General features: G+C 70.9%; 15 protein-coding genes and 1 riboswitch. Of the genes, 8 read left to right on the top strand and 7 right to left on the bottom strand.

Annotated features, from left to right (window positions below; all coding sequences use genetic code 11):
- Nucleotides 1-66 precede the first annotated feature (66 nt).
- Nucleotides 67-927 carry a carbon-nitrogen hydrolase family protein gene (locus AC30CM_RS10335; RefSeq protein WP_490116769.1) on the top strand — a complete coding sequence of 287 codons (861 nt, stop codon included), beginning with the start codon at nucleotides 67-69 and terminating at the stop codon, nucleotides 925-927.
- 79 nt (nucleotides 928-1006) lie between these two features.
- On the opposite strand, the gene AC30CM_RS10330 is transcribed toward AC30CM_RS10335, so the two are convergent.
- From AC30CM_RS10330 to AC30CM_RS10315, 4 genes are all read right to left on the bottom strand, one after another.
- Entirely contained in the window at nucleotides 1007-2542 is a 1536-nt protein-coding gene (locus AC30CM_RS10330) for an HNH endonuclease signature motif containing protein (RefSeq protein WP_490116768.1), read from the bottom strand.
- 242 nt (nucleotides 2543-2784) lie between these two features.
- Entirely contained in the window at nucleotides 2785-3390 is a 606-nt protein-coding gene (locus tag AC30CM_RS10325; protein ID WP_490116767.1) for an energy-coupling factor transporter transmembrane component T family protein, read from the bottom strand.
- Entirely contained in the window at nucleotides 3387-4109 is a 723-nt protein-coding gene (locus tag AC30CM_RS10320) for an energy-coupling factor ABC transporter ATP-binding protein (protein WP_490116766.1), read from the bottom strand. The genes AC30CM_RS10325 and AC30CM_RS10320 overlap by 4 nt, the downstream gene beginning before the upstream one ends.
- Nucleotides 4102-4710: a biotin transporter BioY gene (locus tag AC30CM_RS10315; RefSeq protein WP_490116765.1), complete on the bottom strand. Its 609-nt coding sequence runs from the start codon at nucleotides 4708-4710 to the stop codon at nucleotides 4102-4104. The genes AC30CM_RS10320 and AC30CM_RS10315 overlap by 8 nt, the downstream gene beginning before the upstream one ends.
- Before the next feature lie 43 nt (nucleotides 4711-4753).
- Between AC30CM_RS10315 and AC30CM_RS10310 the strand changes: the two genes are divergently transcribed.
- From AC30CM_RS10310 to AC30CM_RS10285, 6 genes are all read left to right on the top strand, one after another.
- Nucleotides 4754-5710, top strand: a complete 957-nt coding sequence (locus tag AC30CM_RS10310) for an arsenic resistance protein (RefSeq protein WP_490116764.1) — start codon at nucleotides 4754-4756, stop codon at nucleotides 5708-5710.
- Nucleotides 5707-6297: a nucleoside/nucleotide kinase family protein gene (locus AC30CM_RS10305; RefSeq protein WP_490116763.1), complete on the top strand. Its 591-nt coding sequence runs from the start codon at nucleotides 5707-5709 to the stop codon at nucleotides 6295-6297. The genes AC30CM_RS10310 and AC30CM_RS10305 overlap by 4 nt, the downstream gene beginning before the upstream one ends.
- 6 nt (nucleotides 6298-6303) lie before the next feature.
- Nucleotides 6304-6415: riboswitch (TPP riboswitch) on the top strand.
- Nucleotides 6405-7037: an ECF transporter S component gene (locus tag AC30CM_RS10300; protein WP_490116762.1), complete on the top strand. Its 633-nt coding sequence runs from the start codon at nucleotides 6405-6407 to the stop codon at nucleotides 7035-7037. It overlaps the preceding riboswitch by 11 nt.
- A complete protein-coding gene (locus AC30CM_RS10295) occupies nucleotides 7034-8497 on the top strand; it encodes an ABC transporter ATP-binding protein (RefSeq protein ID WP_490116761.1) in 1464 nt (487 codons plus the stop codon). Before AC30CM_RS10300 ends, AC30CM_RS10295 begins: the two co-directional genes overlap by 4 nt.
- Nucleotides 8494-9285 (top strand): energy-coupling factor transporter transmembrane component T family protein, encoded by a 792-nt coding sequence (locus AC30CM_RS10290; protein WP_490116760.1) that lies wholly within the window; start codon nucleotides 8494-8496, stop codon nucleotides 9283-9285. The genes AC30CM_RS10295 and AC30CM_RS10290 overlap by 4 nt, the downstream gene beginning before the upstream one ends.
- Nucleotides 9286-9371: 86 nt before the next feature.
- The gene (locus AC30CM_RS10285; RefSeq protein WP_490116759.1) at nucleotides 9372-9647 is read left to right on the top strand and encodes a hypothetical protein; all 276 of its coding nucleotides are present in this window, start codon (nucleotides 9372-9374) and stop codon (nucleotides 9645-9647) included.
- Nucleotides 9648-9814: 167 nt separating this feature from the next.
- On the opposite strand, the gene AC30CM_RS10280 is transcribed toward AC30CM_RS10285, so the two are convergent.
- The 3 genes from AC30CM_RS10280 to AC30CM_RS10270 form a co-directional block, all read right to left on the bottom strand.
- Complete coding sequence (locus AC30CM_RS10280) at nucleotides 9815-9988, bottom strand: hypothetical protein (protein ID WP_490116758.1); 174 nt, start codon at nucleotides 9986-9988, stop codon at nucleotides 9815-9817.
- A 298-nt stretch (nucleotides 9989-10286) separates the two neighbouring features.
- Nucleotides 10287-10523: a hypothetical protein gene (locus tag AC30CM_RS10275; protein WP_490116757.1), complete on the bottom strand. Its 237-nt coding sequence runs from the start codon at nucleotides 10521-10523 to the stop codon at nucleotides 10287-10289.
- Between the two features lie 148 nt (nucleotides 10524-10671).
- The gene (locus tag AC30CM_RS10270; RefSeq protein ID WP_490116756.1) at nucleotides 10672-12348 is read right to left on the bottom strand and encodes an amidohydrolase; all 1677 of its coding nucleotides are present in this window, start codon (nucleotides 12346-12348) and stop codon (nucleotides 10672-10674) included.
- A 124-nt stretch (nucleotides 12349-12472) separates the two neighbouring features.
- On the opposite strand from AC30CM_RS10270, the gene AC30CM_RS10265 reads away from it, so the two are divergent.
- Nucleotides 12473-13843 carry an APC family permease gene (locus tag AC30CM_RS10265; protein ID WP_490116755.1) on the top strand — a complete coding sequence of 457 codons (1371 nt, stop codon included), beginning with the start codon at nucleotides 12473-12475 and terminating at the stop codon, nucleotides 13841-13843.
- Nucleotides 13844-13857: the final 14 nt, after the last annotated feature.

Raw genomic sequence — 13857 nt, 5'->3', positions numbered from 1 at the left:
GGTCGTTGACAGTGTGCGGGATCGGTCCGTAGGTTCCTAACTAAATTTAGTTCAGAAAGGCTGCCGATGGCACGCGAACTGTCCCTCGCCCTCGTCCAGGACGATGCCGTCGCGTCGTTCGACGCCTTCGAGCAGCGGATGCGGGCCCTACGGCGGCAGTACCCGCACACGACGCTGTTCGTGTTCCCGGAACATCACCTGCTGGGCGCCCTCGATCCGACCGATGCGGACGGGGTGGCGCGCCACGCCGAGGCGCTCGACGGCCCGACGTGCACGGCCGTCGCCGCGTTGGCGGCCGAACTCGGGGTGTGGATCGCGCCGGGCAGCATCCTCGAGCGCGACGCATCGGGCCGGATCTTCAACACCATGGCCGTGTTCGACGCGGCGGGCCGGCGCGCGGCCGCCTACCGCAAGATCTTCCCGTGGCGACCGTTCGAGAAGGTGCAGCCGGGGGCGGAGTTCGTCACGTTCCCGGTGGGCACGGACGACGGGGCGGGCACGGTCGGTCTCACCGTGTGTTACGACGCCTGGTTTCCCGAGGTCGCCAGGCAGCTGACGTGGATGGGTGCCGAGCTGCTGCTCAACGTCGTGCTCACACCCACCGGCGACCGGGCGCAGGAAGTGGTTCTGGCGCAAGCGAATGCGATCGTCAACCAGGTGTTCGTGGCGAGTGTGAACGCCGCGGGCCCCCGCGGTCAGGGCCGCAGCCTGCTGGTGGATCCCCAGGGCCGCATCCTGGCCGCCGCCGTCGGTGCGGAGCAGGCGGTGCTCGCGGCGACCATCGACCTCGACGAGGTGCGCCGCACCCGCACGTTCGGGACGGCCGACGTGACGCGGCCGTGGGCGCACTTCGTCGACGGCGACGCGCCCATCGACCTCCCGGTGTACGGCGGACGGATCGACCCGGCGACGTGGCGACCGCGCTGACGTGTGAGCGTGGCCGGGCACTGGAGCCGCCGGGAACGATGGTCGGCCAGGAGCCGTCGACATCCGTTGACGGCAGCCGTCACGGCGGCGCCGCCCGTGGCCGGTGACGTTCGGGTGCCCACGGGTCGTCGATGGTGGGACCCGTATTCGCGTCACCGGGTGCGTCGGCGGCTGCGTCGCTGGTGTCCGTCACCCCGTCGGGCCGCGATTCGATTGCCGCGCAGCCACTTTCCCCGCCACTACGTGGCGGGTGGAGCCGTTCGGGTCGGTGGTAGGTGTTCACCCGGGTTTGGCCGCGGTCCAGCAGTGGGGGCGGTAGCCATTCGACGTCGTGGCGCTCGTTGATGCGGGTGGTCCAGCCGCCGGTCGTGCCGACGAGACGGTTGTCACTGCCACACGCCAGTGCGTTGTCGTTGACGTTGGTGTTGCCACCCGCGGCGAAGTCCCTCTTCGCGTGGTGGACCTGGCAGCCGTAGGCGGGCACGGTGCAGCCGGGTTTGGTGCAGCCCCCGTCACGGGTGATCAACGCCAGCCGTTGCACCACGGTGGCGGTGCGGCGGGTCTGGAAGAGGTCGAGGACCTTGCCGGTGGCATCGTCGAACAGGGTGAGGAATCCCGTGGTGGTGGATTGGGCGGCCAGCTGCAAGATCTCGCGGCGCGTCAGCACGGTGCCGCCGCCGGTCACCCCGACGCCGGCGCGGGACTCCAGGTCGCTCAACGTGGTGCGGATCAGGATCGCCGTCGGAATCCCGTTGAGCCGGCCCAGTTCATCCTTGGCCAGGGCCGTGCGGTGGAGGAACGCCAGCGCGTCGTGACGCCGTTGACTCAGGGTGCGGTCATCGGCGTCGATCTGCGCCTGTGACGGTGTCCCCGACACACAGGGCTCGTCGTCGGCGGTATTGCACATCCCGGGGGTGGCGAACTTCGCCAACAGCACCTCCAGCGCCGCCCACGCCGCGGCGGTCATCACCACGTTCACCGCGACGGTGCCATCGGGGCCCTGCTTCCCGACGGTCATGCCGCGACGGCGAATACCGTCGTCCTCGGTGGGTTCCGGCCCGTCCTGATCGAGCAGATACAGCGCACGCTTGAGATCAGTGGACAACTGATGCGGCGCCATCGACATCGCGGCCCGCGCCCAGGCGACCTCCAACTCCGACCGCTGCTTTGGGTCGACGTGGGTGGGGATCTTGGCGACCGCGTCGCGGATCGCGGTCACGTGGTCGGCGTTGATCACCCCGTGTGCCACCGCGATGGCGGTGGCGGGCAGCGTGGGCGGCATCGGCTGTCCGGTCAGGGAACGTCGGGGCCCGAGGTCGGCGGCGATGGCGACGCGGCGTTTGGCTTCCCTGGGGTGCAGGTTCAGCCGCACCTGGAGTACGTCGGCGAGACTCTTGGCTCCCAACTGCGATGGCGGGGTGTCGGCGTTCAGGGAGGTGATCAGGCGGTGTTCGAGCGCGGGCAGTCGGCAGCGGTGGGTTTCCAGGTCGGCCAGGAGCTCCACCCGCTCGGCGGCGTCGAGTGATTCGAGGTCACAGCCGGCCAACGCGTCGACAGCGGCACGCAACGCTGCCACCGCCCCTGCCACCGCCCCGCCCACCATCCCCGCCCGCATGATTCGAACATACATTCGACCACCGACAAGCCCGCGCGCAAATCTTCAACCACCCTCCGATGTGGCCCGTGTGGCAGGTGAGGCCCAATCCGATTCGCGCGGAGCGGCCTTCGTGCGGGCCGCGGCATGATTCGCCCAGCCGTCCGGCACGGCCCTGCTCACTAGATGTACCTGCCCGCCGTCGAACGAGAATTGATCGACGCCGCCGGTCTCACGCGGCCGCACCCACCTCGACGGTCGCGCTAGTCATCGAGGCCTCGCGCCGCCAGCGCCTCCCCGAAGCCATCGGCGGTACGCAGCGCATTGACGACGATGGGCACCACGACCACGCGCGGCGTCAACCGCAGCCCCCTGGCACGCCGCGCCTCCTCCACCTGCCGCACGATCTCGACCATCAGCGGTATCGAGCGGATGGCCAGCGCCAACGCCAACGCCACCTGATCCACCGGAAACCCAAAGCGGCCCAACGGCCGCATGGCCCGCTGCGCGGCCGCCAGCAGGTCGCTCGTGCGCGTCGTCAACGTCACGGCCGCCGCCAGACCCACCGACAGCACCAGCACCCCGCAGACCACCAGCGCCCGTCGCCAATCGGTGAGCACCACCTGCAGCGCGAAGATGACCGCGACCACCCAGATCACCTGCCGCAGTTGCCCGACCATGGTGCGCACCGACAGCTTGCCCAGCACCAGCACCGCCGCCACCACTGCGGCCGCCGCCGCGAGCCGCCACGGCGACGTCACCACCACCGTCATCACGACGATCAGCGCGCCGAGACCCAGCAGCTTCGCACCCGCGGGCAGGCGGTGCAGCACCGACGTTCCCGGGCGGTAGTAGCCCAGCGACGTCACGTCATCAGCCGGCGGTAGGCGGCCAGCGCCGCGTCGGGTGCATCGTCGGCGTGAATGCGACCGCCGTCGACCACGAGCACGCGGTCGAAGTCCGCCACCAGGTCCAGGTCGTGGGTCACCACGATCAGCTGGTGCTCCAGCGTGGCGAACGCGGCGCGCAACATCCTGGCATTGCGCAAGTCCAGCAGCGTGGTGGGCTCGTCGGCCACGATCACCTGCGGCTCCATGATCAACACCGACGCCAGGGCAAGCAGCTGCTTCTGCCCACCCGAGAGTTCGTGGGCGGGCTGATCGGCATGTGCGGCAAGGCCGAAGCGCCCGAGCGCCTCCCGCACCCGCGCCGCGCGCACCTCGCCTGAGAGCCGTTCCCGCGACAGCGAGAGTTCGACGTCCTCGGCCACGGTCGGCATCAGGATCTGGCGATCCGGGTCGGTGAACACGAACCCGACCCGCCGGCGCACCTTCCGCGTGGCCCGTCGGGTGTCCAAGCCGCCCACCGTCACGGTGCCGCGGTCGGGCAGCACCAGTCCGTTGATCATCCGCGCCAGCGTCGACTTGCCGCTGCCGTTGGCGCCGACGATGCCGATTCGCCGCTCCGACAACCTGATCGAGACGTCGTCGAGGACCCGCCGCGCGCCGAAGGAGTGGGTCACCCGGTCGAAGACGATGCCCTCGCACACCGCGTCCGCGACGCCGTCCTCGACGATGTCCTCAGCCATCCGCGGCCGGTGCCGTCCTGGTGCGCCACGGCGTGATCAGCCCCGGTCGCGCGCGGTGCACCTGGAAGGCGACGTACCCCGCCACGACGGCCTTGACGAGGTCACCGGGAACGTAGATCCCGTTGGTGGACAAGGCCGCCCACCACGACAGGTCGGTGCGCAGCAGCAGGCCCACCGTGCCGAACGCGTAGATCACGCCCATGCCGCCGACGACGTTGACCACGATGCCCCAGCCGAGCCGGTATCGCGGCATCATCAGCGCCGTCAACAGCCCGATCAGCAGCACGGCGGGCAACCATCCGACGAAGAACCCCGCGGTCGGCGACGACAGCGACACCAGTCCGGTGCGGCCGCCCGCGAGGATGGGCAGCCCGGCGATGGCCAACACCGCGAACAACGCCACCGCGAGCGTGCCCTTGCGCGGGCCCAGGATCGATCCGGCGAGCATGACGCCGAGGGTCTGCAGCGTGATGGGCACCCCGCTGGGCCCGATGGTGATGGTGCCCGGCAGACCGAGCGCCGCCAGGAGGCCTGCGAACACCGCGGCCTGCGCGAAGTCCTTCGCCTCGAGACCGCCGAACCCGTACCGTGCACCACTCACCCGGGGATTATCGTCGATGCCCCCAGGGGAAAGGACATCCGCCTTGACCGAGTGGCTGGAACGCCATCAGATCGCGGTCTGTCTGGCCGGACTGGCCGCGGGTGTCGGCGTCGGCTTGGCATCACCTGGCACCGGATCGGTGTGGGAGGCGTGCGTCCTACCCGTACTCGGCGCCCTGCTGTACGCCACGTTCCTCCAGGTGCCGTTCACGACGATGACTGCGGCGCTTCGTGATACGCGATTCCTGGGAACGGTGCTGCTGGTGAACTTCGCGGTGGTGCCTCTGGTGGTCGCCGGCCTGGTCGCAGGCGTGTCGCTGCCGACGGCGATCCTGCTCGGCGTGCTGCTGACATTGCTCACGCCGTGCATCGACTACGTGATCGTGTTCTGCGGCCTCGCGGGCGGCGACCACCTGCGGCTCCTGGCGGCGGCCCCGGTGCTGATGCTCGTCCAACTGCTCCTACTGCCGGTCTACCTGTGGGGCTTCGTCGGCGCCGAGCTGGCCGACGTCGTCGACGTGCGGCCGTTCGTCGAGGCGTTCTGCTTCGTGATCGCGGTCCCCCTGGGACTCGCCTGGGCCACGCAGGCGCTCGCGGTCAGGCATCGCAGCGGACGCGCCGTCGCCGCGGCGATGACCTCCGCGATGGTCCCGCTGCTGGCGGTGGCGCTGTTCGCGGTGGTTGCAGGGCAGCTGCCGAGGATCACCGGCCAGGCCCATCAGGTGCTGCGAGTGGTGCCGATCTACGTCGCGTTCCTGGTGGTGATGGCCCTGGTCGGCGTCTACGCGGGCCGGCTGGCGCGCCTGGACGTCGGGCGCACGCGGGCTCTCGTCTTCAGCGGCGCCACCCGCAACAGCCTGGTGGTGCTGCCGCTGGCGCTGGCCCTGCCCGACGCGTATGCGATCACGCCCGTCGTCGTGGTCACCCAAACCCTGGTCGAATTGCTCGGCATGCTCGCCTACGTGCGGGTGGTGCCGCTCCTGGTGCGGGCGACCACGTGACACCCGAGGACGTGGCCGACGCGCTGGTGGCCCTCGACGCCACGACCGTGCTGGTCGACGGCCGTTCGGGGTCGGGCAAGTCGACGCTCGCCGACCGGTTGCACGAGCGCTGGCCGCACAGCGTGGTCGTGCGACTCGACGACGTCTATCCGGGGTGGGACGGGCTGGCGTGGGCGTCCGCGCACGTCCTGGCCGAACTGCTGACGCCCCGCACGGCCGGCCGGAATGGCCGATGGCGGCGCTGGGATTGGTCGACGGGGACCCCGGCCGGCTGGGACGACGTGCCCGCGCGGCAGCGGCTGATCGTGGAGGGGGTCGGCACGCTGACCGCCGCGCACCGGGCCGCCGCCGATCTCGGCGTCTGGGTCGACGCCGCCGACGACGTGCGCAAACGGCGTGCACTGGCGCGTGACGGGGAGACGTTTCGTCCGCACTGGGACCGCTGGGCGGCCCAAGAGCGGGACTTCATCGCACGGCACGCGCCGCGCGCTCGCGCCGACCTGGTGGCCCGGTCCACGGCCGACGAACGCACGTGGGCGTTCACGGAGATCCGGTCGGGATGGCGTGGGGGCCGCGACCTGCGCTAACTTGTGGGGGAAGTACACGGGAGCGCGTACCGAGCGCGCTGAGAGGACGGCTATCCGGCCGTCGACCGTCTGAACCTGTCCGGGTAATGCCGGCGTAGGGAGTTCGCGTGGAGCAGTCGTCACCCCTCTCGTCTCACCCGTCGTCGCGTCGGCCGCCGGTGCGGTGGCGCGTCGTCGACATCGTGGTCGCCAGCGTGCTGGCCGTCGCCGCGGGTCTGATCTTCGTCATCTGGAACGTGGCGTCCAATCCCATCGCCACCCCGTTGGCGACGGTGGCACCCGGCCTGCAGGGGCTGGTGGGCGGCGGCTGGCTGTTCGCCGGGGTGCTGACGGCACTGGTGATCCGCAAACCGGGTGCTGCGCTGTACGGCGAGGTGGTCGCGGCCACGGTCTCGGCCCTGGTCGGCAACCAGTGGGGCATCCTCACCATCGAGTCGGGTCTGGTGCAGGGGCTCGGGGCGGAGCTGATCTTCGCCGTGTTCCTGTACCGGCGCTGGGGCTTGCCGGTGGCGGTGCTGGCGGGTGCGACGGCGGGAGTGGCATTGGCGGTCAACGACTGCTTCCTGTGGTACCCCGGTGCCACGGCGTCGTTCATCGCCGTCTACGCGCTGACGTCGATCGTGTCCGGCGCGGTGGTGGCCGGTGCGCTGTCGTGGGTCGTCGTGCGGGGGCTGGCCAGGACCGGTGCGCTGAGTCGCTTCGAAGCGGGCCGGGCGATGGCCGGATCGCCCTCCCGGTGACTGCGGGCGGCGCTGCCGTCACCGTCTCCGGGTGGGGTTGGCAGCACGCCGGCCACGGCGACTGGGCCGTCCGCGATCTCGATCTCGACGTCTCCCCCGGCGAACGGGTGCTCTTGCTCGGCCCGTCGGGTTCGGGGAAGTCGACCCTGCTCCACGGCCTGGCGGGACTGCTGGGCGGATCCGACGAGGGCCGCGAGACGGGCACGCTGCTGGTCGACGGCGGCCGCCCCGCCGCGCGGCGGTCCCGGATCGGCATGGTGCTGCAGGATCCCGATGCCCAGGTCATCCTGTCGCGCGTCGGTGACGACGTCGCGTTCGGCATGGAGAACTTCTCGGTGCCGCGGGAGGACATCTGGCCGCGGGTGGCCGAGGCGTTGCAGGCGGTGGGCCTGGAGCTGCCGTTGGGACACGACACGTCGACGCTGTCCGGTGGCCAGAAGCAGCGGCTCGCGCTCGCCGGGGTGCTGGCCATGCGGCCGGGTCTGATCCTGCTCGACGAGCCGACGGCCAATCTCGATCCCGCGGGCGTCCTCGAGGTGCGTGACGCCGTCGCCGCCGTCGCCGAGGCCACCGGGGCCACCGTGGTGGTGGTCGAACACCGCACCGAGGCGTGGCTGCCCGTCGTCGACCGCGTCGTCGTGCTGGGCGCCGACGGTGGGGTGGTCGCCGACGGGCAGCCGGAACCGACCCTGCGGCGGGAGCGCACGCACCTGCTGCATTCCGGGGTGTGGGTGCCCGGCGCTCCGACGCCGGACGTCGACCGCCGCCACCGCGTGGGTGGCGACGCGCTGCTGGTGGCCGAGGGCCTGCGGGTCGGCCACCGCCCCGGCGTGGTGGTCGGCCCGGCACTCGACGTCACCATCGCCGCAGGCCGCGTCGCCGCGGTCACCGGGCCCAACGGCACCGGCAAGTCGACGCTGGCGCTGACGGTGGGCGGCCTACTGGCACCGCTCGGCGGCAGCCTGGCGGCCGCGGCGGAGTTCGCGCCGTCCCCCCGGCGGCGCGCCCCGCATCGCTGGCGGTCGCGCGAGCTGCTGACGCGCATCACCAGCGTGTTCCAGGATCCGGAGCATCAGTTCCTCGCCCCCACCGTGCGCGCCGAGGTCGAGCTGGGGCCGCGGGCGGTGAAGATGCCCGATGCCGAGGTGCGGCGCGTCGGCGACGAGGTGTTGCAGCGGTTGCGGCTCGACCACGTCGCCGATCGCAACCCGTACACCCTCTCCGGCGGTGAGAAGCGGCGACTGTCGGTGGCGACGGCATTGGTCACGGCGCCCGCAGTGGTGATCCTCGACGAGCCGACGTTCGGCCAGGACCGACGCACGTGGGAGGAGCTGATCCGGCTGCTGGCCGATCTCGCCGATGCCGGGACGGCCGTGGTCGCCGTGACGCACGACGCGGAGTTCGTGGAGGTCCTGGCCGACGAACGGGTGGCTCTGAACCCGGCGGGGGTGACCCAGTGACCCCGCCGACCCCGGTGACCCCAGCGCCTCGGGCCACCCGGGCGACGGTGAACCCGGTGGCCAAGCTGCTGGCGGCGGCCGTCATCGCGGTGGCGCTGGTGTGCAGCGTCGACTGGGTGTCGGCGCTCGTCGCATTGCTGCTGGAGATCCCGCTGCTGTTGGCGCTGCACGTGCGCGGGCGCACGATGGCGGTCCGCGGCGCCGCCATCACCGCCGCGGCGGCGCTGGTGGCGCTGACGAACCTGCTCTACGGCGAGCCCAGTGGCGCCGTTCACTGGCACTTCCTGCTGGTCACCGTCAGCGACGGTTCGATCGCGCTCGCGGTGGCGATGTTCCTGCGCGTGCTGGCCATCGCCTTGCCGTCGGCGCTGCTGTTCGCCGACGTGACGCCGACGGAGCTGGCCGATGGGCTCGGGCAGCTGTTACGACTGCCCGCGCGCTTCGTCATCGGCGCGCTCGCGGGCCTGCGCATGGTGGGTCTGCTTCGCCAGGACTGGCAGTACCTCGGGTACGCCCGCCGGGCGCGCGGCGTCGCCGATCACGCGCGGGTGCGGCGACTGCTGGGGCAGGCTTTCGCGCTGCTGGTGTTCGCGGTGCGACGCGGTTCGAAACTCGCGACGGCGATGGAGGCACGCGGCTTCGGTGCGTCGCCCACCCGCACGTGGGCGCGGGAGTCGACCTTCGGTGGCCGCGAGGTGGCGGTGGTCGCGGCCGGATTCGCGATCGCCGGTGCGGCCATCGCGACGTCGGTCGCCGCCGGCACGTGGCACTTCGTCATCGGCGGCTGACGCGCCGGTGTTTGACCGTCGCGCGTGCGGGCAATCATCCCCGCGCACACGCGGCCCACGGGCCGCCCGTCGACACGTAGGAGGTAATGATCGTGAAGGTGCGCAGTGTCGTGGCCAAGGCTCTGGTCACCGCGGGTCTCGTGGGCGCTGCCCTCGGTGCCGGTGCGGCCGGTGTCGCGGCCGCCGAACCGGCGCCGATGCCGCCCGTTCCGCCCGCCGGGCCCACGCCGGGCCAGCCGCCCGCCTGGGCGCCGCCGAAGCCGGTCGAGCCGCTGTGGGCCAACGGCCAGCCGCAGGTGTGGGACGAGGGCTGGCAGCACTGGGGCGTGTGGCTCAACGGCGCCTTCGTGCCCACCTACTGATCGCCGCGCCGACGCCGGCGCTCGCCTGATCCCCGCGCCGACGCCGGCGCTCGCCTGAATCCCCGCGCCGACGCCGGCGCTCGCCTGAATCCCCGCGCCGACGCCGGCGCTCGCGTCGATGCCTCGTCACCACTGCGGTGGCGGGGCATCGTCGCGAACGGGCCTCCTCAGCGGACCTGCCCGTGGTCCACGTCGACGTCGAACCGTTTGAGGCCGAAGCCCGTCTGCAACTCGAAGTGCACGCGTTTGGGCTTGCCGAATGCCGTCGTGGCGACCACGGTTCCGCCGGTGCCCGCGGGCACGTCGGGTACGTTGTGGCCCGAGATGTCGGTCTTCGTCACGACGGTGTCACCCCTGCGATAACGCATTTCCGATCCCCCTCGACTCCCCCTCGACCCCGCTCGACCCCTGCCGGTCGTTCCCCGTGGTCGCGTAACGTCGTCACACCATGGTGCCGAGGCGAGCGGGACGGCACAAACCCTTTTCGGGGCAGTTCCCGAGGGCGGTGTTCGGGGCGGTTCCCGAGGGCGGTGTTCGGGGCGGTTCCCGAGGGCGGTGTTCGGGGCGGTTCCCGGGGGGGCGTGTTCGGGGCTGCTCTCGGGGCGACGTTCCGGGCGCTGGCCGGACTCGGGAACGGAGTCAGGAACGGCGGTCGGCGTACTCCGGCAGGGCGAATTCGGGCGCCAGGAGGCAGGCGACGAACCACGATGCCGGCGTGCGCAACGGCACCGACCCGATGGCCGACACGACCGGACGACCGCCTGCGCTGCGGGTGCGGGCATCGACGTACACCCAGCCCGCGGCCAGCAGGACCGCGATCAGCAGCGCACCCACCAGCACGACGGCACCCGTCACGTCACCAGAGAAAGTCGCCATCGGCACTCCCCGACTACGCGCCCCGTCGACCATCCGATCCGGTCGACCGTCGGGCTTGGCCGCACCCTAGCAAACGGGGTCGACGACATTCCAGCCCCGCCTGCGGCCGCACCTCGCGGCACATCACGGCCGGCCGGACGCGACCTCGTCACAGTCGGCCGGACACGACCCTGCCCTCGAACAGCACCGCAGCCACGCCGACGTCACCGAGCGTCCGAGCGTCGACGTGCAACGGGTCGTCGTCCAGCACCACGAGGTTGGCCACCTTGCCCACCTCGATCGAGCCCAGCCGATCCGCCAGCCGCAGCTGCCGCGCGCCGTTGATGGTGTAGCCCTTCAGCAACAGGTCCCGCGAGAGGGCGGCGTCGGCCTCGGGCCGCACGCTGCCGGGGTAGGTGGCCGGGTCCAGGGGGTATTCGGGGTCGACCCGGGTCGCGGCGATCTGCATGCCCAGCAGCGGGGCGGCCCGGTGCAGTTCGTAGTCGGTGACGACGTCGCTGCAGAACGTGACGGTGGCGCCGCTGTCGGCGATCTCGTTGAAGCGATACATCCGGCGCCAGCGCTCGGTCCCGAGGTGCTCGGCGGCTTCGTCCCCGAAGTAGCCACCCGACCAGTGCGTGGTCCAGTTGATCAGGATTCCGAGGTCGGCGGGACGGGACATGTCGGCCGGGTCGACGAGTTCGCAGTGGGCCAGCGTGACCTGAATGTCCCAGGGGCCTCCGGTGTCGGCGAGCAGCTTCTGGGCCGCCTCCACGGCGTCGCAGGCCGTGCGGAAGGCCCGGTCACCGACCAGGTGGATGTGCACGTCGACGCCGTGGGCGTTGCACGCCAGGAAGCACTGGGTGAGTTCGTCGGTCGTCATGCCGATGTCGCCGAAGTGGTCGGGCTGATGGTTGCACAGCGGCGCGATGACGGCGCTGTTGCCGCTTTCGTTGGTGCCGTCGAGGAACAGCTTGACGGTGTTGACGCCGACGTGATCGCTGCCGTACGTCGCCTGCAGCCGAGCCACCCGGGCCAAGACGTCGGGCAGGTCCTGCGAGTTCACGAATCGCAGTGCCCCTTGGTAGTACACGTGCAACTCCCCGCGCTCGTCGAGGATCGCCAGCGACTTCAGCAGCTCCTCGTCCTCGAGCAGCGCCTCGAAGACCGACGTCACCCCATGGGCGGTCATGAAGTCGAAGAACGGCGTGATGCGTTCGGGCGTCAGCTCCTCGGGGGGCCGCCAGCCGATCCGGTCGTACATGGCGTCGAGGAAGTGCCGGTGGGCCATCTCGCGCACCAGCCCCGTCGGCTCGCCGTCCTCGTCCCGGACGAAGACCTCCAGCCCGGGCACCGGGTCCGCCGTCTCGGCGGTCACGCCCATCAGCTCGAGCATGGCGCTGTTGACCCAGTGCTCGTGCTCGCTGAAGTCCTGGCACAGCACGGGCCGGTCCGAGACCACGGAGTCCAGCAGCTCCTTGGTGGGCCCGCCGTCGCGGAACGTCGCGCTCGGGTAGTACTCGAAGTAGACGAACGGCGCCTCCTCGACGGGGTGCGCGGCGACGTAGTCCTCGATGAACGCCAGGATCTCGGCGACGTCCTCGGTCCACGGCAAGCGCACGTGCCACGAACTCTGCGCCACCATCGACGGATGGGTGTGGGCGTCGACGAAGCCGGGGACGACGGTGCGCCCGCCCAGGTCGCGAACGGGCAGGTCGTCGGCGTTCTGCCAGGCGTCCTGGGTGCCGACGTAGGCGATCAGCCCATCGCGCACCACCACGGTGTCGGCGGTGGGCCGGGCGTCGTCGCAGGTATGGACCGTCGCATTGACCAGAGCCAGGTTCACGACGGCGAAGCTACCGACGCCCGCGGTCGCCGCGGCGCCGTCGCAGGGCGTTGAGCGTCATCGTCATGTCGAGTGAGCGCCGTGGTGCTGTGCTCGCGGGGCGCGGACTTCCTACATTCGACCCATGACCGAACGTCCCGAACTCAAGCGCGTGCTCACGCTGCGCAACCTCGTCGTCTTCGGGCTGGCGTACCTGGCTCCGACGGTGGTGTTCAACTACTTCGGCATCATCACGACGCTGACCGGCGGGATGATGGCGCTGGCGTACGTCGCGACGACCGTCGCGATGTTCTTCACCGCCTACTCGTACGCGACCATGGTGCGGGCGTTCCCCGTGGCCGGCAGCGCGTACACCTACGTGCGCCGGGCCGTGCATCCGCACCTCGGGTTCCTTGCGGGGTGGGTGATGCTGCTCGACTACGTGCTGCTGCCGATGGTGTGCTACCTGCTGGTGGCCATTTACATGAACGAGTTCGTGCCTGCGGTGCCGGTGTGGGCGTGGATCGTGTTGGCCGCGGCGATCGGCGCGGTCACCAACGTGTTCGGCGTGAAGATCGCGGGCCGCATCAATTCCGTGGTGATCGCCGCGCAGATCCTGTTCTCGGTGGCGCTCGTGGTGATCGTCGTGGTCTACGTCATGCGCGGCAACGGCTCGGGAACGCTCTTCGACGCGACCGCGGTCTTCAACTCCGCGACGTTCCATGCTCCCGACATCCTTTGGGCGGCTTCGATTCTGGCGGCGTCCTTCCTGGGCTTCGACGCCGTCTCCACCATGGCCGAGGACACCGTCGAACCCTCCAAGACCGTGCCGCGGGCCGTGCTGATCGTGCCCATCGCGGCAGGCGTCGGCTTCTCGGTCATCTCCTACTTCATGCAGATCGCTTGGCCGACAGCAGCTTCGGAGGTGCAGGACCCCGACGCCGGCATCTTCGAGCTGCTCGGGCGTCTCGGCGGCAACGCGCTCTCGACGACCTTCCTCGTCACCGACAACCTGGCGAGCATGGTGTGCGCCATCGCGGGCATGGCCGCCGCGTCGCGCATCCTGTACGGGATGGGCCGCGACGGTGCGCTGCCACGGCGCTTCTTCGGGGTACTGCACGCACGGTTGCGTACGCCCGTCAACAACATCCTGCTGATGACGGGCATCGCGCTGACCGCGATCTTCTACTCGGACAACCTGATGGGCGCGGCATCGCTGGTCGCCTTCGGCGCACTGTCGGGCTTCGTGCTCGTCAACTACTCGGTGATCAGCCACTTCTTCATCCGGGCTCGGCGCAGGCGCGGCCTCGACCTGGTGCGGTACCTGGTGGTGCCGGCCACCGGCATGGCGGTGTGCGCCGTGCTGCTGTACAACGTCGACGACGCCGCGAAGACCCTGGGACTGGTCTGGCTGGCGCTCGGGATCTGCTACCTGGCCGTGTCGACGAAGGGCTTCCGGAAGCCACCCGTGGAGATCGACGTGTCCGACGACGTCGAGCCGGAACCGGCACGCTGAGCGAGGACCGCGGC

The organism is Mycobacterium sp. DHQP2018-32-09, from assembly GCF_058148405.1.
This window is presented reverse-complemented; position numbering and strand designations above follow the sequence as displayed.